General features: G+C 73.7%; 19 protein-coding genes. 10 read left to right on the forward strand and 9 right to left on the reverse strand.

Annotated elements, in window-relative coordinates; translation table 11 throughout:
• The 5 genes from dapA to IE331_RS09470 all read right to left on the reverse strand — a co-directional run bounded on the left by dapA (position 1) and on the right by IE331_RS09470 (position 4217).
• On the reverse strand, positions 1-894 hold the full coding sequence (dapA, locus tag IE331_RS09450; RefSeq protein WP_192142805.1) for a 4-hydroxy-tetrahydrodipicolinate synthase: 894 nt from the start codon (positions 892-894) through the stop codon (positions 1-3).
• A gap of 95 nt (positions 895-989) precedes the next feature.
• Positions 990-2570: a serine/threonine-protein kinase gene (locus tag IE331_RS09455; RefSeq protein WP_192142807.1), complete on the reverse strand. Its 1581-nt coding sequence runs from the start codon at positions 2568-2570 to the stop codon at positions 990-992.
• On the reverse strand, positions 2567-3112 hold the full coding sequence (locus IE331_RS09460; protein WP_192142809.1) for a dihydrofolate reductase: 546 nt from the start codon (positions 3110-3112) through the stop codon (positions 2567-2569). The genes IE331_RS09455 and IE331_RS09460 overlap by 4 nt, the downstream gene beginning before the upstream one ends.
• Positions 3109-3927, reverse strand: coding sequence for a thymidylate synthase (locus tag IE331_RS09465; RefSeq protein ID WP_192142811.1), 819 nt, complete (start codon positions 3925-3927; stop codon positions 3109-3111). Before IE331_RS09465 ends, IE331_RS09460 begins: the two co-directional genes overlap by 4 nt.
• A gap of 29 nt (positions 3928-3956) precedes the next feature.
• The gene (locus tag IE331_RS09470; RefSeq protein WP_192142813.1) at positions 3957-4217 is read right to left on the reverse strand and encodes a hypothetical protein; all 261 of its coding nucleotides are present in this window, start codon (positions 4215-4217) and stop codon (positions 3957-3959) included.
• 290 nt (positions 4218-4507) lie between these two features.
• On the opposite strand from IE331_RS09470, the gene IE331_RS09475 reads away from it, so the two are divergent.
• Genes IE331_RS09475 through cobS form a run of 6 tightly spaced genes read left to right on the forward strand, consistent with a single transcriptional unit; the run spans position 4508 to position 10839 of the window.
• Entirely contained in the window at positions 4508-5275 is a 768-nt protein-coding gene (locus IE331_RS09475; protein WP_192142814.1) for an SCO2322 family protein, read from the forward strand.
• Between the two features lie 9 nt (positions 5276-5284).
• On the forward strand, positions 5285-6388 hold the full coding sequence (locus IE331_RS09480; protein WP_192142815.1) for an energy-coupling factor transporter transmembrane component T: 1104 nt from the start codon (positions 5285-5287) through the stop codon (positions 6386-6388).
• Positions 6385-7959 carry an ABC transporter ATP-binding protein gene (locus IE331_RS09485; RefSeq protein WP_192142816.1) on the forward strand — a complete coding sequence of 525 codons (1575 nt, stop codon included), beginning with the start codon at positions 6385-6387 and terminating at the stop codon, positions 7957-7959. The genes IE331_RS09480 and IE331_RS09485 overlap by 4 nt, the downstream gene beginning before the upstream one ends.
• Positions 7956-8756: an ECF transporter S component gene (locus IE331_RS09490; RefSeq protein ID WP_192142817.1), complete on the forward strand. Its 801-nt coding sequence runs from the start codon at positions 7956-7958 to the stop codon at positions 8754-8756. Before IE331_RS09485 ends, IE331_RS09490 begins: the two co-directional genes overlap by 4 nt.
• A complete protein-coding gene (locus IE331_RS09495; RefSeq protein ID WP_192142818.1) occupies positions 8753-10096 on the forward strand; it encodes a bifunctional adenosylcobinamide kinase/adenosylcobinamide-phosphate guanylyltransferase in 1344 nt (447 codons plus the stop codon). Before IE331_RS09490 ends, IE331_RS09495 begins: the two co-directional genes overlap by 4 nt.
• Complete coding sequence (cobS, locus tag IE331_RS09500) at positions 10093-10839, forward strand: adenosylcobinamide-GDP ribazoletransferase (protein WP_201931514.1); 747 nt, start codon at positions 10093-10095, stop codon at positions 10837-10839. Before IE331_RS09495 ends, cobS begins: the two co-directional genes overlap by 4 nt.
• Positions 10840-10870: 31 nt before the next feature.
• Here the strand turns inward: cobS and gcvT are convergent, their stop codons facing one another.
• The gene (gene gcvT / locus IE331_RS09505; RefSeq protein WP_192142821.1) at positions 10871-11995 is read right to left on the reverse strand and encodes a glycine cleavage system aminomethyltransferase GcvT; all 1125 of its coding nucleotides are present in this window, start codon (positions 11993-11995) and stop codon (positions 10871-10873) included.
• Positions 11996-12041: 46 nt separating this feature from the next.
• Between gcvT and IE331_RS09510 the strand changes: the two genes are divergently transcribed.
• The 3 genes from IE331_RS09510 (at position 12042) to IE331_RS09520 (ending at position 19731) form a co-directional block, all read left to right on the forward strand.
• Complete coding sequence (locus IE331_RS09510) at positions 12042-13547, forward strand: leucyl aminopeptidase (protein ID WP_318646801.1); 1506 nt, start codon at positions 12042-12044, stop codon at positions 13545-13547.
• Between the two features lie 129 nt (positions 13548-13676).
• On the forward strand, positions 13677-16607 hold the full coding sequence (locus tag IE331_RS09515; protein WP_192142825.1) for a helix-turn-helix transcriptional regulator: 2931 nt from the start codon (positions 13677-13679) through the stop codon (positions 16605-16607).
• A 139-nt stretch (positions 16608-16746) separates the two neighbouring features.
• Positions 16747-19731: a helix-turn-helix transcriptional regulator gene (locus IE331_RS09520; RefSeq protein WP_192142827.1), complete on the forward strand. Its 2985-nt coding sequence runs from the start codon at positions 16747-16749 to the stop codon at positions 19729-19731.
• Between the two features lie 48 nt (positions 19732-19779).
• Here IE331_RS09520 and IE331_RS09525 read toward each other — a convergent pair whose 3' ends face one another.
• The 3 genes from IE331_RS09525 to IE331_RS09535 form a co-directional block, all read right to left on the reverse strand.
• The gene (locus IE331_RS09525) at positions 19780-20070 is read right to left on the reverse strand and encodes a hypothetical protein (protein WP_192142829.1); all 291 of its coding nucleotides are present in this window, start codon (positions 20068-20070) and stop codon (positions 19780-19782) included.
• A gap of 119 nt (positions 20071-20189) precedes the next feature.
• On the reverse strand, positions 20190-20966 hold the full coding sequence (locus IE331_RS09530; RefSeq protein ID WP_192142831.1) for an NYN domain-containing protein: 777 nt from the start codon (positions 20964-20966) through the stop codon (positions 20190-20192).
• A 12-nt stretch (positions 20967-20978) separates the two neighbouring features.
• Positions 20979-21341 (reverse strand): hypothetical protein, encoded by a 363-nt coding sequence (locus tag IE331_RS09535; protein ID WP_201931516.1) that lies wholly within the window; start codon positions 21339-21341, stop codon positions 20979-20981.
• Between the two features lie 88 nt (positions 21342-21429).
• Here IE331_RS09535 and lpdA point away from each other — a divergent pair, with 88 nt between their 5' ends.
• The gene (lpdA, locus tag IE331_RS09540; RefSeq protein ID WP_318646802.1) at positions 21430-22824 is read left to right on the forward strand and encodes a dihydrolipoyl dehydrogenase; all 1395 of its coding nucleotides are present in this window, start codon (positions 21430-21432) and stop codon (positions 22822-22824) included.
• Positions 22825-22863 lie beyond the last annotated feature (39 nt).

The raw sequence follows: 22863 nt of genomic DNA on the forward strand, positions 1-22863 counted from the left end.
TCAGGCCGGCAACAGCCCAGCGGTCATGAGTGAGGTGCGCAGCGCGGCGTACTCGTCCTCGTCCAGCGGGACGAGCGGGCTGCGGACACGGCGGTTGTCGAGGACTTCGAGCAGCTGCAGGGCGGCCTTGGCGGTCGTCGCCCCGTAGTTGGCCACGCCCATCACGGCGTCGATCGCCGGCAGCAGGGCGGTGAACACCCGCAGCGCCTCGGCGGCGTCGCCGGCGGACCAGGCGTCGACCATCGCCCGGAGCTGGTCGCCGGCCGCGTGGCCGACGACGGAGACGAAGCCGACCGCCCCGTGCGCCAGCCAGCCGAGGTTGGCGACGTCGTCGCCGGAGTAGACGGCGTAGCCCAGCTCGGAGAGCAGCACGCCCCGCGGGAAGTCGCCGACCGCGTCCTTGACGGCGACGACGGTGTCCCACTCGGCCACGGTCTCGTAGGTGGGGAGCTCGATCGTGGTGGCCGTGCGACCGGGGACGTCGTAGAGCATCACGGGCACGTCGGTGGCGGCCACGACCTGCCGGAAGTGGTTGAGCACACCCGCCTGGCCGGGCTTGTTGTAGTAGGGCGTGACCAGGAGCAACCCGTCGGCTCCGAGCTTCTCGGCCTGGGTGGCCAGCTCGACCGAGTGCGCGGTGGCGTTGGTCCCGACCCCGGCGACCACGCTGGCCCGCCCGCCGACGGCGTCCTTGACCGCCCGCAGGATCTCGCCGTCCTCGGCCACCGACGTGGTCGGCGACTCACCGGTGGTGCCGGACACGACGACGCCGTCGTGGCCGTGGTCGACGAGGTGCGCAGCGATCCTGGCGGTGCCGTCGAGGTCGACCGAGCCGTCCTCGTGGAAGGCGGTGGCCATCGCGGTGAGCACGCGCCCGAACGGAGCTGGGGTCATGGGCCTCACGGTATCGGTTGCCGGGCCCGGAGGACCACGCAGGATGCCCCGGCTCCGTCACGGGGCGGCTGCCCGGCGGATCACCGCTCAGCGGCTCAGCGCAGCCCGATCCGGTCCAGGGGCGTGGCCCGCACCCGGTCCATGCCGGTCCGCCGTGCCTGCGCGGAGATGCCCTCGACGCTGACCGAGTACTCCGCGTCGAAGTAGGCGGCCGACCACTGGAACGGCTCGCGGTCCCCCGCCTCGAAGGAGGTCCACTGGAGCCCGGCCAGCTCACCGTCGAGCAGCCACTCCTCGCGCGTCGCGCCCGGGTTCGCGCGGTCGTAGTGCCCGAACCGGTCGGCCTCGGGCTCCCAGCGGGTGTAGCGCATCAGGTAGTCGCCGTACCGGCAGGTGAAGACCTCGGCCTTGCCCGCGATCGCGGGGGCCTCGACCGGCTGGCACTGCGCGTCCAACGACGCGAACACCGACGCCAGCCCGGCCCGGCCGCGGGGTCGGGCGCAGTCGGCCGCGGTGGCCACCACGGCGCCGCCCCAACACGTCTGGTCCTCCGAGGGCCGCGCCTGACCGGACTCGCCCGGCGCGGCGGCCGACTCCGCGGTGGTGCCCACGGCCGGCTCCTCGCCCCCGCCCCCGGCCAGCAGCCGGTAGCCACCGACGCCGGCCGCCAGCACCACGACCACCCCCGAGAGCGCCAGCCCGCGCCGGTGTCGCGGGTACTCGACCGCGGGCCCGCCGCCCGGCGCCGTCGCGGTGGTGGGCTCGGCCGGCGGGCGGGGCGGCACGACGAGGGTGGCGTCCGGGTCGCCCGCACGGTCGGGCCCCGCGGCGTCGCCCGCGGGCACCCGAGCCCGCGCCCGGAGCAGGTCGGTGCGCATCTCGGAGGCACCCGGGTAGCGGTCGGCGGGGGCCTTCGCCATGGAGCGCCGCAGCACGTGGTTGACGACGACGAGCCAGTCCGCGTCGCCCTCGAGCTGGGGCACCGGGTCGTGCAGGTGCCGGAAGGCCACCTCGATGTCGGTGCCGCCGGGGTACGGCGCGGCGCCGGTCAGCGTCGCCCAGAGCAGACAGCCGGCCGAGTAGATGTCCGAGGCCTCGGAGGCCGGGACGCCCTCGTGCCGCTCCGGCGCCATGTAGGAGCCGGTGCCGATGATCCCGGACGTGCGGGTGTGGGTGTCGTCGGTGGACCGGGCGATCCCGAAGTCGCAGAGGTAGCAGTGCACGTCGTCGCCGCGCCGCCGGACCAGCACGTTGCCCGGCTTCACGTCCCGGTGCACCAGGCCGACGTCGTGCGCGTCGGCCAGACCCGCGCAGACGTCCGCCAGCACGGCCAGCGCCATCGCCGGGTGCAGGCTCCCCGTCTCCTTGATCAGCGTCCGCAGGTCGCCGCCCGCGACCAGCTGGGTCGCGATGTAGAGCTGGTCCTCGTGCACCCCGGACTCGTGGACCTGGATCACGTGCGGGGAGTCCAGCCGGGCCAGCATCGTGGCCTCGCGCACGAACCGCTCCCGGAACGACGCGTCCTCGGCGAGGTCCCAGGAGAGCACCTTGAGCGCGACCGAGCGGTCCAGCTCGGGTTGGCGGGCCTCGTAAACCACGCCCATGCCGCCGCGACCCAGGACCCGGACGATCTCGTAGCGTCCGAAGCTGTCCCCCTCGCGCGGCGGGTGGCTCACCGTCGCTCCCACCAGACGAGGTCGAATCCCTCGTGTGCCTCCCGCCGGGTCTCCCGCCACTCCCCCGCGTCGAAGGCCGGGTAGTGGGTGTCGCCCGGCGGCGACCGGTGCACCTCGGTCAGCACCTGGTGGGTGGCGTGCGGCATCGCCTGCTCGTAGATCTGGCTGCCGCCGGCGATCACGGTGTCGCCGTCGAGGGCGGCCGCGTGGGTCAGGGCAGCCTCGAGGCTGCGCACGATGATCACGCCCTCCGCGCCCCAGTCCGGGTCGCGGGTGACCACGATCGTGGTCCGGCCCGGCAGCGGTCGCCCGATCGACTCGTAGGTCCGACGGCCCATCACCAGCGTCTGGCCCATCGTGATCGCCTTGAAGTGGGCGAAGTCCTCGGGCAGGTGCCACGGGATCCCGCCGGCGTCCCCGATCACCCGGTTCTCCGCGTAGGCCGCCACCATCACCACGCGGCCGAACCGGCCCGCGCGGCCGGCCCCGTCCCCCCGGCCCGGCCGGTCGGAGGGAGCGGTGGACTCGGGGACCGGGGTCATACCGCGATCGGCGCCTTGATCCCCGGGTGCGGGTCGTAGCCCTCCACCGCGATGTGCTCGAGGTCGAACGCGTCGAGCGCGGTCACGGTCGGGTCGAGGACCAGCCTCGGCAGCGGCCGCGGGTCGCGGGTGAGCTGGAGCCGGGCCTGGTCGAGGTGGTTGGAGTAGAGGTGCGCGTCGCCCAGGGTGTGCACGAAGTCCCCCACCCGGAGCCCGGCCACCTGCGCCACCATGTGCGTCAGCAGGGCGTACGACGCGATGTTGAACGGCACGCCCAGGAACACGTCGGCGCTGCGCTGGTAGAGCTGGCAGGACAGCCGGCCCGGGCCCGGGTCCGACGAGGTCGCGGGGGCGACGTAGAACTGAAACATCGTGTGACACGGCGCCAGCGCCATCTGCGGGATGTCCGCGACGTTCCAGGCGCTGACGATGTGCCGGCGGGAGTCCGGGTCGCGTCTGATCTGCTCCACGACCTGCGCGATCTGGTCGACGTGCCGCCCGTCCGGGGTGGGCCACGACCGCCACTGGTGGCCGTAGACCGGGCCCAGGTCGCCGTCGTCGTCGGCCCACTCGTCCCAGATCGTCACGCCGCGGTCCTGCAGCCACTTCACGTTGGTGTCGCCGCGCAGGAACCACAGCAGCTCGGCGAAGACGCTGCGGGTGTGCACCTTCTTGGTCGTCACCAGCGGGAAGCCGTCCCGCAGGTCGAAGCGCATCTGGTGGCCGAAGACGCTGCGGGTGCCGGTGCCGGTGCGGTCACCCTTCTCCACGCCGTCGTCGAGGACCCGCTGGAGGAGGTCGAGGTAGGGCTGCACGGGAGCGAGCCTACCGCCGTCCGCCGACCTCAGGGATGCAGCGACATCGGGCCGTAGACCAGGCGGTCGGCCTCGTAGAGCGACACCGCGTCGACACCCAGGGCGGCCAGGTCGGACCAGACCTCCCCCACCCAGGACTCGGCGTCGGCCTGGCTGGCGAAGGTGGCGCCGGACAGCTCGCCGGTGATCTCCACCGGGCGGCCGGCGGAGTCCTCGAGCCGCCAGGTCCAGGGGTGCGGGGCCGCGGCGGCAGGCCGGAACGTGGGCGGCTCGTCGGGAAGCTTTGCCATGTGGCGAGACTAACGTCGGGAGCCTTTGACGAACGGCAGGCGCGGTGGCACATTTCGCACTGGTACGTCGCCTCCGCGGCGCACCGTCCACATCCCGCTCCGGGGAAGCCGGTCGAAGTCCGGCGCTGACCCGCAGCCGTGGTCCGTCCACCCTCCGGTGGGCGGAGAGCCGGAATGCCGGATCGGGGTGGCGGCTCCACACAACCGTCGAGGTCTGCGGAACGGAGCCGGGATCGATCTACCCGGTCCCGGTTTCGCCTCTGTGTACCGCACCAGAGAAGGAAACCACCATGCACGCCCCCTTCCGGGCCGCGCTCGCCGCGCTGCTCACCCTGCTCCTGTCCGCCGTTGCCCTCGTGGGCGCCACGACACCGGCCCAGGCGGCGGACGTCTACCGCTACTGGGCCTACTTCACCGTCACCGACGGGGAGTTCGTCGCCCAGGAGACCGGCCCCTCCGGCGCCAAGCCCGCCGACGGCGACGTCGAGGCCTACCGCTTCGCGGCGCCCGCCGACTACACCCAGCCGAACCTGCCCCGCGCCGACCTCTCCGAGGTCGACTTCGAGACGGTGTGCGGCGACAAGACCGCCGAGTCCGGCGACAAGCGCGTCGCCGTGCTCCTCGACTACGGCGTCGAGGAGGACGCCGACGGCGCCGAGGTGCCCGAGCCGGAGGCCCTGTGCGCGGTGGTGCCGGCGAAGGCGAACGGCCTGCAGACCCTCGAGGCGGTGGCCCCGGACCTGCGCACGCAGAAGTCGTCGTTCGGTCCCCTGGTGTGCGGCATCAGCGGCTACCCGGAGACCGGGTGCGCCGACGAGAAGGTGGCCGAGGGCACGCCCGCGGACGCCGGGACGGTCGAGTTCGCCGTCGCCAGCGACGAGACCGGTGACGAGTCCGGCGAGGCCGGCGAGTCCGGCTCCTCGGACAGCTCCGACACCTCGGCCGCCTCCGAGAGCGACGAGGGGTCCAACGCCCTGCTCCTGGCCGGCATCGCGGTCCTCGTGGTGCTGGTCGTCGCCGGCGGCGTCCTGCTCAACCGACGCCGTACCACCGCCTGAGCCCAGCCGATGCGCCCACACCACCGGATCACCCACCCCCGTGCCCTGCACCCGGGTGCCTGGTGGCTGTGGGCGCTCGGCCTGGCGGCGGCCGCCAGCCGGACCGCCAACCCGGTGCCGCTGGTGCTGATCATCGCGGTCACCTGGTTCGTGGTCTCGGCCCGGCGGGGCGACACGCCCTGGGCCGCGTCGTACGCCCTCTTCTTCCGGCTGGCGCTGATCGTGATCGCCATCCACCTGGTCTTCCAGACGCTGCTCTCGGGCAGCACCCAGGGCACCACCGTGCTCTTCTCCCTCCCCGAGATCCCGGTGCCCGACTCCTTCGGCATCCAGCTCGGCGGCGACGTCACGCTGGAGGCGCTGCTGACGGCGTTCTACGTCGCCCTGCAGCTGGCGGCGATCTTCTGCTGCATCGGGGCCGCCAACGCCCTGGGCAGCGCCCGCCAGCTGTTGCGCTACGTGCCGGCCGCCCTCTACGAGATCGGCATCGCCTGCGTCATCGCCCTCACCTTCGCCCCCCAGCTGGCCGGCGACGCCCGCCGGGTGCGGGACGCCGCCCGCCTGCGCGGCGGCAACCGGGGCCGGGTGCGCCGCCTGGGCCGGCTGGCGATGCCGATGCTGGAGGGCGCCCTCGAGCGCTCCGTCGAGCTCGCCGCCGCCATGGACTCCCGCGGCTACGGGCGGACCACGACGACCGACCCCCGGGCCCGCCGCACCACGTCCCTGCTCGTGGTGGCCGGGTCGCTCGGCACCTGCGTGGGCGTCTACGGCCTGCTGGCCGGGACCGCCGACTCCTGGCTCGGGCTGCCGATGCTGCTCGTCGGCGCCGCGCTCGGCGTCCTCGGCATCGCCTCCGGCGGACGACGCACCGGCCGGACCCGCTACCGACCCGACCCCTGGGCCCTGCCGGAGCTGCTGGTCGTCGCCAGCGGCCTCGCCGCGGCCGCCCTCATGTTCTGGCAGGTCCGGGTGGACCCGGGCGTGCTGGTGCTCTCCTCGTCGACGGCGGTGCCGCCGGTGCCCCTGCTCGCGTGTCTCGGGATCGCCCTCGCCCTGCTGCCGGCCGTGCTCGCGCCCCCGCTGCCGATCGCGCCCGCGCGGGTGGCGCGATGATCGTCTTCGACCGGGTCTCGGTCACCTATGCCGGCGCCGCCTCCCCCGTGCTCTCCGAGGTCGACCTGACCATCCCCGAGGGGGAGATGTGCCTGGTGATGGGCCGCACCGGCAGCGGCAAGTCCACGTTGCTGCGGGCCATCAACGGGCTCGTCCCCCACTTCTCGGGTGGCACGCTGCGCGGCACCGTCCAGGTCGACGGCCGCAAGACCAGCTCACACCGGCCTCGGGACCTGGCCGACGTGGTCGGCTTCGTCGGCCAGGACCCGCTCTCGGGCTTCGTCACCGACAACGTCGAGGACGAGCTGGCCTACGCGATGGAGTCCCTCGGCGTCGCGCCGTCGGTGATGCGCAAGCGGGTCGAGGAGACCCTCGACCTCCTGGGCCTGGCCGACCTGCGGGGCCGGCCCCTGGCCCAGCTCTCCGGCGGCCAGCAGCAGCGGGTGGCGATCGGCTCGGTGCTGACCACCCACCCGCGCGTGCTGGTGCTGGACGAGCCGACCTCCGCCCTCGACCCGCTCGCCGCGGAGGACGTGCTGGCGACGATGCAGCGGCTCGTGCACGACCTGGGCCTCACCGTCGTCCTGGCCGAGCACCGGCTCGAGCGGGTCGTGCAGTTCGTCGACCGCATCGTCCACGTCCCCGGCGACGGCTCCCCCGTGGTCGACGGGCCGCCGGCCACGATGCTCGCCGGCACGCCGATCGCCCCACCGGTGGTCGAGCTCGGCCGGGCCGCCGGCTGGGATCCCCTGCCCCTGACCGTGCGGGACGCCCGTCGGCGGTCGGTCGCCCTGCGCGCCGAGCTGGCCGTCGTACCCCCTCCCGAGCACGGCCCGCGGGTCTCGGGCGAGGTGCTGGCCACGACCCGGAACCTGGTGCTGGGCTACCCCCGGCGACCGGTGCTCGAGGACGTCTCGCTCACGGTGTCGGCGGGCGAGGTGGTGGCCCTGATGGGGCGCAACGGGGCGGGCAAGTCGACCCTGCTGCGGGGTCTCGTCGGCCTGCACCGACCCCAGTCCGGCACGATCGACTCGCCTCGCGCCGGGCTGGTGCCGCAGGTCCCCGCCGACCTGCTCTACGCCGCCTCGGTCCGCTCCGAGTGCGAGATGGCCGACCGGGACGCGGACGCCCCCGCCGGGACCACGCGGGCGCTGATGGACCGGCTCACCGACGGCATCGACCCCGACACCCACCCCCGCGACCTGTCCGAGGGCCAGAAGCTCACGCTCGCCCTGGCCATCGTGCTCGCGCAGAGGCCCGCGCTGCTGCTCCTCGACGAGCCGACCCGGGGCCTGGACTACACCGCGAAGCAGAACCTGGTCGCGATCCTGCACGACCTGGTCGCCGACGGGCACGGCGTCGTCTTGGCAACCCACGACGTGGAGCTGGTCGCCGAGGTCGCCACCCGGGTGGTGGTGCTCGCGGACGGCGAGGTGGTCGCCGACGGCGCCGCGCGCGAGGTCGTCGTCTCCTCCCCCGCCTTCGCCCCGCAGGTCGCCAAGATCATGGCCCCCCAGCCGTGGCTGACCGCGCGCGACGTCGCCTCGGCGCTGGCGGCGAGCCGCCGATGAGTGACGTCGCCGTGGTCCGGGTGCACGCCGCAGCCGCCGCCGCGCTGGCGCTGTCCAGCCTGGTCACGCTGGTCGCGTTCGGCTGGCCGTTCGTGTTCCAGCCCGGCAACGGCTTCGAGGGCACCTCGCACAGCACCGACGCCCCCTGGTTCTTCGTGCTGATCCTGCCGCTGCTCGCCGCCATCGTGCTGGCCGAGCTCAACGCAGGGGGCATCGACGCGAAGGCGATCGCCCTGCTCGGCATGCTCTCCTCGGTGGGCGGCGCGATGCGGGCCCTCTCGCCCGGGGTGGCCGGTCTGGAGCCGAGCTTCGCGATCATCATGCTCGGCGGGCGGGTGTTCGGGCGCGGCTTCGGCTTCGTCCTCGGCTGCCTCACGCTGTTCGTGGGGGCACTGATCACCGGTGGCGTGGGCCCGTGGCTCCCGTTCCAGATGATGGCGGCCGGCTGGGTCGGCTTCGCCTCGGGATCGCTGCCGCGGATGACCGGTCGGCTGGAGGTGCTGGCGCTGGCCGTGCTCGGCTTCTTCCTGGGCCTGTTCTACGGGCTGCTGATGAACCTGTGGTTCTGGCCGTTCGGCGTGTACGGCGACGGGCTGAGCTTCGTGCCCGGTGCGGACGCCCTGGCGAACGCCACGAACTACGGGCGCTACTACCTGACCACGTCGGTGGTGTGGGACCTCGGGCGCGGGGTGTTCACGTTCCTGCTGATCCTGGTGGCCGGGCGGCCGCTCCTGCGGGCCCTGCGCAGGGTGTCGCGCCGGGCCGCCTTCGGCGTGCCGGTGCGGTTCGAGCCATGAGCATCCACGTGCTCGGCACCGGGTCCGCCGACGGCTGGCCGAACCCGTTCTGCACCTGCGCCTCCTGTGCCGCCGAGCGCGGGGCCGGACGGGTGCGGGCCCAGACGTCGGTGCTGGTCGACTCGTTCCTGCTCGACTGCGGGCCGGAGACGCCGCGGCTCGCGGAGCGGGCGGGGGTGTCCCTCACCGGGGTCCGGCACGTCCTGCTCACCCACGACCACCCCGACCACTGCGCGCCGGCCTTCCTGCTCTTCCGGTCGTGGGTGAGCGGGGACGAGCCGCTCGACGTCATCGGGCCGGCGTCGGTCGTCGCGGCCTGCCGACCGTGGCTGGCTCCGGACACGCCGGTCCGGTTCGTGGAGGTGGCTCCGGGCGACGTCCTCGACCTGCCCGGCGGGACGGTGCGGGTGGTCGCCGCGGCCCACGGTCCGGACGACGTGCTCTACGACGTGACGGCGCCGTCCGGGCACGTCTTCTACGGCACCGACACCGGGCCACTGCCCGACGTCGAGGCGCTGCGGGACGCGGCGTACGACGTGGTGTTCCTCGAGGAGACCTTCGGCGACCACACCGGTCACGGGACCGCGCACCTGGACCTGCCGTCCTTCGCCGAGCAGCTCCGCCGGCTCCGGGAGGTCGGTGCCGTCACCGACACCACCGACGTCGTCGCGGTGCACCTCTCCCACCACAACCCCCCGACGCCGGAGCTGGCCCGGCGACTGGCCGACTGGGGCGCCCGCGTGGTCGACGACGGCACCCGGCTCACAGCCGGCCAGGCGTCCGCCGCAGACGACGGGGACCCCGGCACGGTGCTGCGCACCCTGGTGCTCGGCGGTGCCCGCAGCGGCAAGTCGCGGGAGGCGGAGCGGATCCTCGCCGACGCCGAGGTCACCTACGTCGCGACCTCCTACCCGCACCCGGACGACCCGGAGTGGGTGGCCCGGGTGGCCCGGCACCGTCAGGAGCGGCCGGCCCGCTGGACCACGATCGAGACGCTCGACCTGGTGGGCCTGCTGGGGCGGGAGGGCGGCCCGATCCTCGTGGACTGCCTGACGCTGTGGCTGACCCGGGTGATGGACGCCCACGACGCGTGGAACGACGACGCCTGGCACCGCGACGGCCGCGAGGCCGTGGCCGCCGAGGTGGACGCGCTGCTCGCCGCCTGGCGCGGCACCCGGCGCCGCGTGGTGGCGGTGTCGAACGAGGTCGGCCAGGGCGTGGTGCCCGACACCGCGTCGGTGCGCCGGTTCCGGGACGAGATGGGGCGGCTCAACGCCCGGCTGGGCGCCGAGACCGAGGACGTGCGGTGGTGTGTGGCGGGCCGGGTGGTCCGGCTGTGAACGCCGTGCGCCTGGCTCTCGGCACGCTGACGGCCGTGCCGGTGGCGGCGCCGGCGTCGGTCGACCGGCGGACCGCCGGCCGGGCGATGCTGCTGGCTCCGGTCGTCGGCCTCGTGCTGGGGCTGCCGCTCGCGGTCGCGGCGGTGCTCCTGGACGACCTGCTCGCTCCCCCGGTCCTCGCCGCGCTGGTCGTCTCGGCGCTCGCGCTCCTCACCCGCGGACTGCACCTGGACGGACTGGCCGACACCGCCGACGGGCTCGGCAGCGGGAGGTCCGGCGCCGAGGCGCTGGCGGTGATGCGACGCTCCGACATCGGCCCGTTCGGGGTGGTGACGCTGGTGCTGGTGCTGCTCCTGCAGGTCACGGCACTCGCCGCCTGCCTGGCCCGCGGCGACGGGGCACTGGTGCTGCTCCTCGCGCTGGTGGTCAGTCGCGGACTGCTGCCCCTGGCCGCCGTGCCCGCCCTGCCCGCCGCGCGGGCCGACGGGCTCGGGGCCACGGTCGCGGGCACCGTGTCCCGTCGGTCGGCCGTGCTGGTCGCGCTCGGCCTGGCGCTCCTCGTCATCGCCACGGCACTCGTCGACGGTCGTCAGGGCATGACGCTGGTGCTGCTGGCCGTCGTACCTGCGCTCGCACTCGCGCTGCGCTGTCGCACCCGCTTCGGCGGCGTGACCGGCGACGTCTACGGCGCCGTGGTCGAGACCGGCTTCACCGCCGCCCTCGTCATCGCCTCCGGCGCCTGAGCACGAACGGTGGCGGGCTGGGCCGTCCGGCTCAGGACTCGCGGACCGAGGGCTCCACGAACGGCGGCTTGACCACGGTGAAGATCTCGCGACGCCCCCGGATGTCCACGCCGACCTCGGCGCCGTCCTCGACGATGCGGGGCATCAGCGCGAGGCCGATCCCCTTCTTCAGCGTCGGCGAGAAGGTGCCGGAGGTGACGTCGCACAGCGGGACGTCCGCGGTCAGCGTGACGCTCATCCCGGGCCGCGGGATGCCACGGCCGGTGGCGAGCAGGCCGCGCAGCAGCACGTCGGAGCCCCGCTCCCGCTCGGCCAGCAGCACCTCCCGGCCCCAGAACGCCTCCTTCTTCCAGCCGCAGGCCCAGCCGACCCGGCCCTGGTTGGGGGTGACGTCGGGCCGCAGGTCCTGCCCGTGCAGCGGGTAGCCCATCTCGGTGCGCAGCGTGTCCCGGGCGCCGAGGCCACAGGGCAGCAGCCCGTGCTCCTCGCCCGCCGCGACGAGTGCGTCCCACAGCGCGAGGGCCCCGTCGTTGTGGACGATCAGCTCGTAGCCCCGCTCGCCGGTGTAGCCGGTGCGGCAGACCACGACGCCGGTGCCGGCGTGCTCGGCCTCGACGAAGGTCATGTAGTCGTGGCCGACCGGGAGCCCCACCGCCGCCAGGGTCTCGTCGGAGCGGGTGCCCTGCACGGCGAGCACGGCGTACGACTCGTGGTGGTCGCTGATCTCGACCCCGTCCGGCGCCTGCTCGCGCAGGCGGCGCACGACCTCGGCGGTGTTGGCCGCGTTGGGGACGAGCAGGATCCGCTCGTCGTCCTGGTAGTAGGCGATCAGGTCGTCGATGATCCCGCCCGTGGCGTCGTCGCAGCAGAGCGTGTACTGCGCCTTGCCCGGCTCGATCCGGCCGAGGTCGTTGGACAGCGTGGCGTTCACGTACGCCGCCGCGCCCGGCCCGGAGACCAGCGCCTTGCCGAGATGGCTCACGTCGAAGATGCCCACCGCCTCGCGAACGGCGGTGTGTTCCTTCACCACGCCGGTGGCGTACTCGAGCGGCATGGTCCAGCCACCGAAGTCGGCGAACTTGGCGCCGAGCGCGACGTGCCGGTCGTGGAGCGGGGAGCGGAGCGGGGAGCGGAGCGGGGCGGACTCGTCGGTCATACGGCCGAACGTATCCCACCCGGACGGCGTGGTTAGAGTGCAGGGCGTGACGACGTACACACTCCGCAACGCCAGCCCTGCCAAGACCCGATGCGATGCCGTCGTGGTCGGGGTCACCTCGAGCAAGAAGGGCCCGGTGGTGGCCACGGGAGGCGGTGACGTCGCCAAGGCGTACGGGCGCAGGCTCGCCCCGCTGCTGGCCACGCTGGGCTTCACCGGCAAGGACGGCGAGACCGCCAAGGTGCCCACGGGCGGGACGATCAAGTCGCCGCTGCTGGTGCTGGTCGGCCTGGGCGAGGAGCGGGCGCTGACCCCCGTCGGCGTACGCCGCGCGGCCGGGGTGGCCGCCCGCACGGTCACCAACGCCGCCTCCGTCGCGATCGCGCTCCCGGCCGACTCGCCCGAGCTGGTGCGGGCGGTCACCGAGGGATTCGCCCTCGGGGGCTACACGTTCACCGAGTACAAGACCGACCCCAAGCCGGGGCGCACCGATGCCGGCGAGGTCGTGGTGCTCAGCGAGCAGGCCCGCAAGAAGGACACCGTCGCCGCGTTCGAGCGGGCCCGCGCGGTCACCGCCTGCGTGGCCGGTGCCCGGCACTGGGTCAACCTCCCGGCCGGCGACCTCACCCCGCCGGTCTTCGCCGACGCCGTCGTCGCCGCCCACAAGGAGCTCACGTCGGGTCGCGGCGCCCCCAAGGTGGGGATCACCGTCTGGGACGAGCAGAAGCTGGCCGCCGAGGGCTGCGGCGGCATCCTGGCCGTGGGCAAGGGCTCGGAGGCTCCCCCGCGTCTGGTCAAGCTGACCTGGGAGCCCAAGGGCGCCACCCGGCACGTGGCACTGGTCGGCAAGGGCATCACCTACGACTCGGGCGGCTACACGATCAAGCCGCCGGCCTCGATGCTGCACATGAAGGAGGACATGGCCGGCGCCGCCACGGTGGTCCAGGCGCTGTTCCTCATCGCGCAGCTGAACCTGCCGGTGCGGGTCACCGCGTGGGCGCCGATGGCGGAGAACATGATCTCCGGCGCCGCCATGCGCCCCGGCGACGTGCTCACGATCCGAGGCGGCACCACCGTCGAGATGACCAACACCGACGCCGAGGGTCGGTTGATCCTGGCCGACGCGCTGGTCCTGGCCGCCGAGGAGAAGCCGGACACGATCGTCGACATCGCCACGCTGACCGGCGCGATGGTCGTGGCCCTGGGCGAGCGGATGGCCGGGGTCATGGGCGCCGACGACGTGGTCGCCGGGCTCCGAGCCGCCGCCGACGCCGCGGGCGAGGCGGTCTGGCCGATGCCGATCCCCGACGAGATGCGGGAGCGGGTCACCAGCAGCAAGGTCGCCGACATCGCCCAGCACGACTGGGTGCGCTGGGGCGGCGGGCTCTTCGCGGCCGCCTTCCTGCGGGAGTTCACCGACGGCATCCCGTGGGGCCACGTCGACATCGCCGGCCCGGGGTTCAACCCCGGCGGTGTGCACGGCTACACCACCTCCGGCGGCACCGGCTTCGGGGTCGCGACGCTGATGGAGTACGTCGCCGCGCAGGCCTGACCGCGCGGCACCCCTCATTGCATCGAGCTCGCCGCCCTGGCCCGACGAGGCTGACAGGCTCTTGTCCGCGAGCCTGACGATTGGCGATACCCGCTAGCCGTTCCGGCCCCGGGCTTGGACAATGGCCGCATGGAGCCTCGCTCCCCTGTGGTCGGGCGGGACGCCGAGCGGGAGTTGCTGGTCTCGGCGTTGCACGACTCCGCCACCGGGACCCCGCGGGCCGTCCTGGTCGCCGGGGAGGCCGGCATCGGGAAGACCCGGCTGGTCGCGGACGTCGCCGACGACGCCGCGGCCGACGGGCACCTGGTGCTGTGGGGACACTGCATGCGCTTCGGTGCGGAGTCCTCGCCGTACCTGCCGATCGGACAGGTGCTCACACAGTGGCACCGGACTGCCGGACCGCAGGAGCGACGCCGGGTCCTCGCCGGTGCCGCGGCGCTGTCCACCATCGCCCCCGCGCTCGGGGGCACAGCAGGGACCGCGCATCCCGACGGCACCAGCCGACTGATCCCGCTGACGGGAGCCGTCGTGGATCGGATCACCGAGGAGAAGCCACTCGTCCTCGTCGTCGACGACCTCCAGTGGGCCGATGCCACCTCCCTGGACCTGCTGGCCTACCTGATCAGCGGCTTCGCACCGGCTCGACGGCTCGCCCTCCTCGCCACCTTCCGAGACACCGACCTCGAGGACGGACACCGGCTGCACGGCTGGCTGGCCGACATGCTCCGCCTGCCGGGCGTCGCGACCACCCGTCTCGAGCGCTTGGACCTGCAGGACACAGAGCACCTCGTGTCCTCACTCCGCGGCGGCACCGGCATCGGCCGGCTCTCCCACGACGTGTTCGAGCGTTCGGAGGGCAACCCCTACCTGACGGAGGTTCTGGTCCGCTCGAACGGTGAGCGGACGACGTCCGCCGCGACCACCGACCTCTCGACGGTCCTGCTCGCCTCCTGGCACCGGCTCACACCCCAGGCGCGGGCGCTCATGCAGTGGCTGGCCGTCGGCGGCCGACCCGTGCGGTTCGCCGACCTCGAGCAGGTCGCGGCCGGGATCGCGGACGACCGGTTCCGGACCTGCCTCGAGGAGGCCCGCGCCGAGGGGATCGTCCGCCTCGTGGCGCCTGGCGTGGTCTGGTTCCACCACCCGCTGCTGGCCGAGGTGATCGCCGACACGATGGGCCCCGGCGAGCTCAGGACCCGCCACGCCCGCTACGTCGACGTACTCGAGGCCGTCTCCGAGGATGTCGCCGCCGACACCCCGGACCATTCACGGGCTGCTCACCTGGCCCTGCACCACGAGGGCGCCGGTCACACGGACGAGGCGCTTCGATGGTCCCTGCTCGCCGCTGACGCGGCCGAGCGGGTGCGTGCCTTCGCCGAGGCGACCGAGCACCTGCAGCGGGTCTGTCGACTCTGGCCCGAGGCGAGCGACCGAGCCCGCGCCGCGGCCGGCGAGCGGGTGCCGATGCTCACCCGCGCCAGCGACAGCGCGCGCAGGAGCGGCGACCATCTCGCGGCCGTCCGGCTGCGTGAGGAAGCCGTGTCCCTCGTCGACGCACGAGCCGAGCCGGAGCTGGCCGTCGAGCTGAGCCTGCTGCTGCCCTGGCTGCGGGTGTCGAGCGGCCTCGACGACATGGTGCGGCAGACGACGTTCCGAGACATGCTGAGCCTGCTCGAGGGTCGGCCGTCCAGCTCCGCGAAGGCGCAGGTCCTGGCCCACGCGAGCTACCTCGCGCGATGGGACGGAGCCCCCGACGCGGCCCGCCTCGCCGAGAGGGCCCTCGCGATGGCCCGGGACCTCGGCTCGGAACGGACGTTGGCCCACGTGATGTCCGCGACGTCACTGCTCCGGGTGGGGGCGCCGGAGTCGCTCGCGGCCATCGAGGAGGCCGTCGCCCTCGCCTGGCGGATCGAGGAGCCCCGGCTGATCGGCATGGCGGAGTTCTGCCGTGCCGACGCCCTCTATGAGCTCGGCAGAGCGACTGAGGCCGCCGACCAGTCGCTCGCGGCCTTCCGGAGGATGGTGGAGCGCGGCTGGTTCCACGACGCCGCCTACGGGCTGAGCGCGACGCCGGCGCTGTACCTGTGCACCCTCGGCCGATGGCCCGAGGCCAGGGCTCAGCTTCGGGAGCTGCTCGGCCGCCGGCAGGCCCCCCGCCCGGCCTCCTGGGTGCGCTCCGTGGCGGCAGTGCTGGCGTTCCGGGCGGGCGAGGCCGACCTGGCCCGAACACACCTCACCCGCTCCCTGGAGCTGGCCAGCGGCCCGCCGGCCCTGGGCGAGCTGAGCCTCCTGGCAGTGCTGGAGCAGCACGCCTTCGACGGCGGTCATGAGCGGGTCCTGGACCTCGTCGAGGCGCAGCTGCCCGAGGCGGTCGGCGCCTCACCCGCCGTGGCCGAGGACCTTCTGGTCCGGGCGGCTCGGGCGGCCGGCGAGCTGGCCTCCTTCCGCGGACACCGGTCCGACGCCGGCCGACGGCTGCACCGGATGGAGAGCCGGGTGGCACCGGAGCGGGGGTGGTTCGCCCGCCGCTCTCGCGAGGACCACGTCAGTCCGGCACTCAGGTGCGTGTACGCCGCCGAGCGGGCCCGCTGCCAGGACGACCGGGGCCCGCTGGTCGGGCTCTGGAGCGCCGCCGAAGTCGCCTGCGCGGAGGCCGGTCTTCCCTGGGATCGGGCGCTGGCCTGCTACCACCTGGGCCAGGCCCTGCTGGAACGGCACGACCGCAGTGGGGCGGCCGGTGCGCTCCGGACCGCGGCGAGCCTGGCCACCGATCTCGGTGCCGCCCCGGTCGTCGCGGACGTCCACGCCCTCGCCGCACAGGCACACCTCTGCCTCGACCGACCGGCGCCTGCCAGCGACCGCGACGGCGCCCAGTGGCCGACCCTCACCCACCGGGAGCGGGAGGTCCTCGCCCACGTCGTCGCCGGCCGCACGTACGCCGAGATCGCCGACGTCCTGGTCATCAGCCCCAAGACCGTGAGCGTCCACGTCTCGAACCTGCTGCGCAAGACCGACACCGCCAACCGCATCGAGCTCGCCGCCCTGGCTCGACGAGCCTGACAGGCTCTACGTTCTGCAGGTTCTGGGCACGTGGAACCTGCAGAACGTAGAGCCTGACGCGCCGACTGTCCCGCTGCGCGAGCCTGACGATTGGCGATACCCGCTAGCCGTTCCGGCCCCGGGCTTGGACAATGGCCGCATGGAGCCTCGCTCCCCTGTGGTCGGGCGGGACGCCGAGCGGGAGTTGCTGGTCTCGGCGTTGCACGACTCCGCCACCGGGACCCCACGGGCCGTCCTGGTCGCCGGGGAGGCCGGCATCGGGAAGACCCGGCTGGTCGCGGACGTCGCCGACGACGCCGCGGCCGACGGGCACCTGGTGCTGTGGGGACGCTGCCTCCGGTTCGCGGCGGACTCGTCGCCGTTCCTGCCGATCGGACAGGTGCTCACGCACTGGCACCGACAGGCTGCGCCGGACGAGCGGGGCCGCGTCCTGGACGGCGCACAGGACCTGGCCGCGATCGCTCCGGCCCTCGGCTCGGCGCCGGGGTCCTCCCAGACGCAGCGGCTGGTCATGCTCGTGGCCACGGTACTGGAGCGGATCACCGAGCAGACGCCGCTCGTCCTCGTCGTCGACGACCTCCAGTGGGCCGACACCACGTCGCTGGACGTCCTCGCCTTCCTGATCGGAGGCTTCGGCCCCGGTGTGCGCATCAGCGTCCTCGGCACCTACCGGGACACCGACCTCGAGGACGGTCACCGGCTGCACGGCTGGCTGGCCGACATGCGCCGCATGCCCGGGGTGGAGCCGATCCGCCTCGACCGCCTCGACCTGCTCGACACCGACCACCTGGTCTCCGCACTGCAGGGTGCCGGCGGCTCGGCGCGGCAGGCAGCGGCGCTGTTCGCCCGCGCGAAGGGCAACCCCTACCTCACCGAGGTGCTCCTCCGGGCCGAAGGCACCGCCGGCTCCCTCACCGGGGGTGCCAGGGAGCTGCCCGAGGTGCTGCTCGCGTCCTGGCACCGTCTGAGCCCTGAGGCGCGGGCGCTCATGCAGTGGATCGCGGTCGGTGGGCGACCCGTCGAGCTCGGGGTCCTGGAGCGACTCGCCCGGGGCCGCGACCTGTCGGTGTCCCGCGTCCGGACGTGTCTGGAGGAGGCGCGTGCCGAGGGCATCGTCCGCCTGACCCCGACCGGGGACGTCTGGTTCCACCACCCCCTGTTGGCCGAGGTGATCGGCGGCACCGTGGCGCCCAGCGACCTGCGTCGGCTGCACGGGGAGTACATCGAGATCCTCGAGGACGCCGGCTCGGTCCCGGAGCACTCCCGGGCCACGCACCTGGCCCTCCACCACGCCGCCGCGGGCAACACCGACGAGGCGCTGCGCTGGTCCCTGCGTGCGGCAGCGGCCGCCCTGGAGCTCCGCGCCCTCGCCGAGGAGGCGGAGCACCTCCAGCGCGCCTGCCGACTCTGGCCCGACGCCGGTCCCGACGCCCGCGCCGAAGCCGGCGACCTGGTACAGCTGCTGATCCGCGCGAGCGACTCCGCCCGGTGCAGCGGTGCCGACGTCGCCGCGGTCCGGCTCCGCGAGCAGGCCCTCTCCCTCGTCGACCAGCACGAGGAGCCCGAGCTCGCCGTGAAGCTGCGGCTGCCGCTGACGTGGCTGCGCATCGTGAGCGGACTGGATCTGGAGCCCTGGCCCCGCGTCGAGCCGGTCGCCGAGACGCTGGCGCTGGTCCGGGACCGCCCAGCGAGCCCGGAGAAGGCCAGGGCCCTCTCCGCCCTCGCGCTCGTCCTGATGTGGTTCGACGACCCGGACGCCCCGGTGCTGTCGGAGGAGTCGGTGCGCATGGCGCGCTCCGTGGGCTCACCGAGCGCCGTCGCCGGGGCCCTGGCCATCCGCGCGCAGATCCGCGCGGGCACGCCCGAGGGACTCGCGGACGCCGAGGAGGCCCTCGACCTGGCGTGGCAGGTCGGGGACCCCCGCCAGATCGGCCTGGTCGCGGTGTGGCACGCACACGCGCTCGCCAGCCTGGGGCGCCTGGCCGACGCGACGGACCGGTCGCTCGCCGCCTTCGGCCGGATGCTGGACCGGGGATGGTTCCACGATGCCGCCTACGGCATCGGCGCGGACCCGGCCCGCTGGCTCTGTGAGCTCGGACGCTGGACGGAGGCGGGGGCGCACCTGCGGGTCCTGATGAGCAGGCGCCAGGCGCCCGGACCCGCGGCGACGGCCAGGGGCGTTGCGGCGATCCTCGCCTACCGCAGCGGCGACCTCCCGACCGCGCGTGCCCACATGGCTCGGGCTCGCGAGCTGTCGCCGGGCTTCCCGACGGAGGACGAGCCGGATCGCCGGGCCGCGCTCGAGGAGGCCCGGTCCGAGGGTGACAACGAGGGCGTCCTCTACCTCGTGGAGTCGTGGATGCCCCACACGCTCGAGCCGGAGCTGCAGTGGACCGGCGAGCTCCTGCTCCGCGCCGCCCGCGCCGCGGGCGATGTGGCCGCACAACCGGGGCGACGCGCGTCCGTGGCGGCCCAGCTGGCCCGGATCGAGGAGCTGGCCGGTGACCGGGCCCGGGAGATCCGCGACTGCGCGGGGGACGACCCGATGCTCAGGGCCGTCGGCCGGCTCTACCTGGCCGAGTCCGCCCGCTGCCGCGACGACCGTGGCCGCGTCGTCGAGCAGTGGGTCACCGCGGTCGAGGCCTGTCGGGCCGCCCACCTGCGGTGGGACGAGGCCCTCGCGACCTACCGGCTGGGCGAGGCGCTGCTCACCCGGGGAGGAAGCCGGGCCAGGGCGGCCGAGTCGCTGCGCACCGCGGCCGCCCTGGCCGCCGAGATGGGGGCCGCTCCCCTCCTCGACGACGTCCGGGCCCTGGCCGGGCAGGCCCACGTCTCGCTCGACCAGCCCGGCGCCGACCTGGATGCGGCCGCGGACGCCTGGCCGCACCTGACCGCACGCGAAAAGGAGGTCCTCGCCCACCTCGGGGCCGGACGTACCTACGCCGAGATCGCCGACGCCCTGGTCATCAGCCCCAAGACGGTCAGCGTCCACGTGTCCAACCTGCTGCGCAAGACCGGCACCACGAGCCGGATCGAGCTCACCGACCTCGCCCGGCGCCGAGCCTCCGGCACCGTGCCGCGGCAGCGCACCAGGACCGCGGAGCGGCGAGCCGGCTCCCCGTGAAGGGGAGGCGGCCCGCCGGAACCCCCGTCAGCCCGGCCCGTCAGCCCGTCAGGCCGGGCTGAACGTCCGGCCCTGCGACCGGTCCTGCTGGTGCCGTCGCGCCCCGATCGCGACGGCACCCGCGCCGAGGGCCAGGCCCGCGGCGACCCCCACTCCGATCTGCACGAGCTCGAGCGCGCCGTCGTCGACGGGCACCTCGATCTCCCGGACGACCGTCGCTCCGCTCTCGCCGACGGGGACGCCCGGGTCGGGGATCGCGGTGGCGGGGCCGGTGAGTGTCAGCGTCAGGAACCCCGCGGCCAGGAGTGCCGGGGGGATCCGGGTGAGAATGCGAGACATGATGTGTCCTTCCAGAGGTGGAACTTTCCGACACCTCGACCCTCGTGGACACCGACGGCTCCGCACATCGGGAGGACCCCCTCAGATGCGGGCCCAGGCTCCTCAGATTCCCCGGCGGGTCAGCCGCGCGACTTCTTGCGCTTGTCGCGCACCGAGACGTCGTTGGTGCCCTCGTGCGCGATCTCGAAGAGCTGGGTGGCCTTGAGCAGCTTGCTCATGGAGGCGTAGCCGTAGTTGCGCGGGTCGAACGACGACTGGTTGCCGATGTGGTTGCCCACGGCGCCGATCCGCGCCCAGCCGCTCTCGTCCGCGGCCGACTTGACGGCGTTGCGGAGCAGGTCGACCAGGGCGGCGTCCTGCTTGAGCTCCGCGGTGGGCGTCCGGTGCGGCGTCTCCCGTGCCGACGGCCGGGCCGACGTCGAGACCTCGGGCTCGTCGTCGGCGTCGTCCTCCTCGTCGGAGACCCCGAGCTGGTCGAGGTAGAGGAAGCGGCTGCAGGCACCCACGAACGGCTCGGGCGTCTTGCGCTCGCCGAACCCGTAGACCGACGCGCCACGGTCACGCAGGTGCATCACCAGCGGCGTGAAGTCGGCGTCGCTGGAGACGATCGCGAAGGCGTCCGGCTCGTCGGTGTAGAGCAGCGCCATGGCGTCGACCACGAGCGCCATGTCGCTGGCGTTCTTGCCGCGGCTGTAGTCGAACTGCTGCACCGGGCGGATCGCCTTGGCGTGCAGCACCTGCTCCCAGCCCTTGAGGCCGGCCTTCTTCCAGTTGCCGTACGCGCGGCGGATGTTGGGCTCGCCGAACCCGGAGAGCTCGTTGAGGATCAGGTCGATCTTGACCGCGGGCGAGTTGTCGGCGTCGATGAGCAGGGCGATGCGAGGCTTGGAGGACACCCGGGAAACCTACTACCCGCGCTCCTGGTCCTTCTGCCGGCGGTTGTAGTCGCGCATCCGCTGCGGCACCCCGACCACCGCCGCGTCGTACGACGGCACCTGGTGCTTGTTGGCGAACCGGTGCGCCCAGTCGACCGACGGCACCCGCCGGCGGGTCCACTCCCCGTCGTGGGCGACGAGCAGCAGCGTGACGTCGCTGACCGCGGTCCGCGGTTCCACGAATCCCTCCACCCCCCGGCGGCTGGAGACGAAGTCGAGCAGGTGCTGCTCGTCCTCGGTGCTGGAGCCGCGCACGGTCGTGGAGCCGGTGCGGGCGGTGTCGCGCCCCGGACGCCGCATCCTGGAGGACCGTCGGAATCGGTCGAACAATGCCATGGCACCAGTGTGACGCACGGGCGGTGTGGACTCCGGCACGGATAGTGCAAAGATGGGCCGAGAATTTCTCGAGGGAGTGGAGGAGAGCGTGACGGAGGCGGCAGCGTCGCAGCCCGACAACGAGTTCGACATCGTGATCCTGGGTGCCGGTTCCGGCGGGTACGCGTGTGCCCTGCGGGCCGCCCAGCTGGGTCAGCGGGTCGCGCTGGTGGAGAAGGGCAACCTCGGCGGCACCTGCCTCCACGTCGGCTGCATCCCCACCAAGGCGCTGCTGCACGCGGCCGAGGTCGCCGACTCCGCGCGCGAGTCCGAGCAGTTCGGCGTGAACGCCACCTTCGAGGGCATCGACATGGCCGGGGTGAACGCCTACAAGGACGGCGTCGTGTCGCGGCTGTTCAAGGGCCTGGCCGGGCTCATCAAGTCCCGCGGGATCACCGTCGTCGAGGGCGAGGGCCGGCTCACCGGCACCAACACCGTCGAGGTCGACGGCGCGACGTACACCGGCAGGCACGTCGTGCTCGCCAGTGGCTCCTACGCCCGCAACCTGCCGGGCCTCGAGGTCGACGGCTCCCGGGTGCTGACCTCCGACCACGCACTCCGGCTGGAGCGGGTCCCGGAGTCGGCGATCGTGCTGGGCGGGGGCGTCATCGGCTGCGAGTTCGCGAGCGTCTGGAGGTCCTTCGGGACTGACGTGACCATCGTCGAGGCCCTCCCCCGGCTCATGGCCGCCGAGGACGAGGCTAGCTCCAAGGTGCTGGAACGCGCGTTCCGCAAGCGGAAGATCGGCTTCCACACCGGCACCCCCTTCGAGTCCGTGGAGCACACGGACACCGGCGTGAAGGTCACCCTCGAGGGCGGGAAGGTGCTCGAGGCCGAGCTGCTGCTCGTCGCCGTCGGGCGCGGACCGACCACCGAGGGGCTCGGGTACGCCGAGGTCGGGGTCGAGATGGACCGCGGCTTCGTGAAGACCGACGAGCGGTGCCGCACGAACGTCGACGGCGTCTACGCGGTCGGGGACATCGTGCCCGGCCTGCAGCTGGCACACCGCGGCTTCCAGCAGGGGGTCTTCGTGGCCGAGGACATCGCCGGCCTGGACCCGGCCCCGATCGACGAGACCGGCATCCCCCGCGTCACCTACTCCGACCCCGAGGTCGCCTCGGTCGGCCTGGACGAGGCCCGGGCACGAGAGGTGCACGGCGAGGTGGAGACGCTGACCTACGACCTCGGCGGCAACGGCAAGAGCCAGATCCTCAAGACCCAGGGCTTCGTGAAGCTGGTGCGGGTCAAGGACGGTCCCGTCGTCGGTGTCCACATGGTCGGCGCCCGCGTCGGTGAGCTCATCGGCGAGGCCCAGCTCATCTACAACTGGGAGGGCCACCCCGAGGACGTCGCACCGCTCGTGCACGCCCACCCGACGCAGAACGAGGCTCTCGGCGAGGCGCACCTCGCCCTGGCCGGCAAACCGCTCCACGCCCACTCCTGACCCGCAGCCCGACCGCAGCTCCACCGCAGCCCGACCGCA

The organism is Nocardioides donggukensis, from assembly GCF_014842875.1.
Classification (GTDB): domain Bacteria; phylum Actinomycetota; class Actinomycetes; order Propionibacteriales; family Nocardioidaceae; genus Nocardioides; species Nocardioides donggukensis.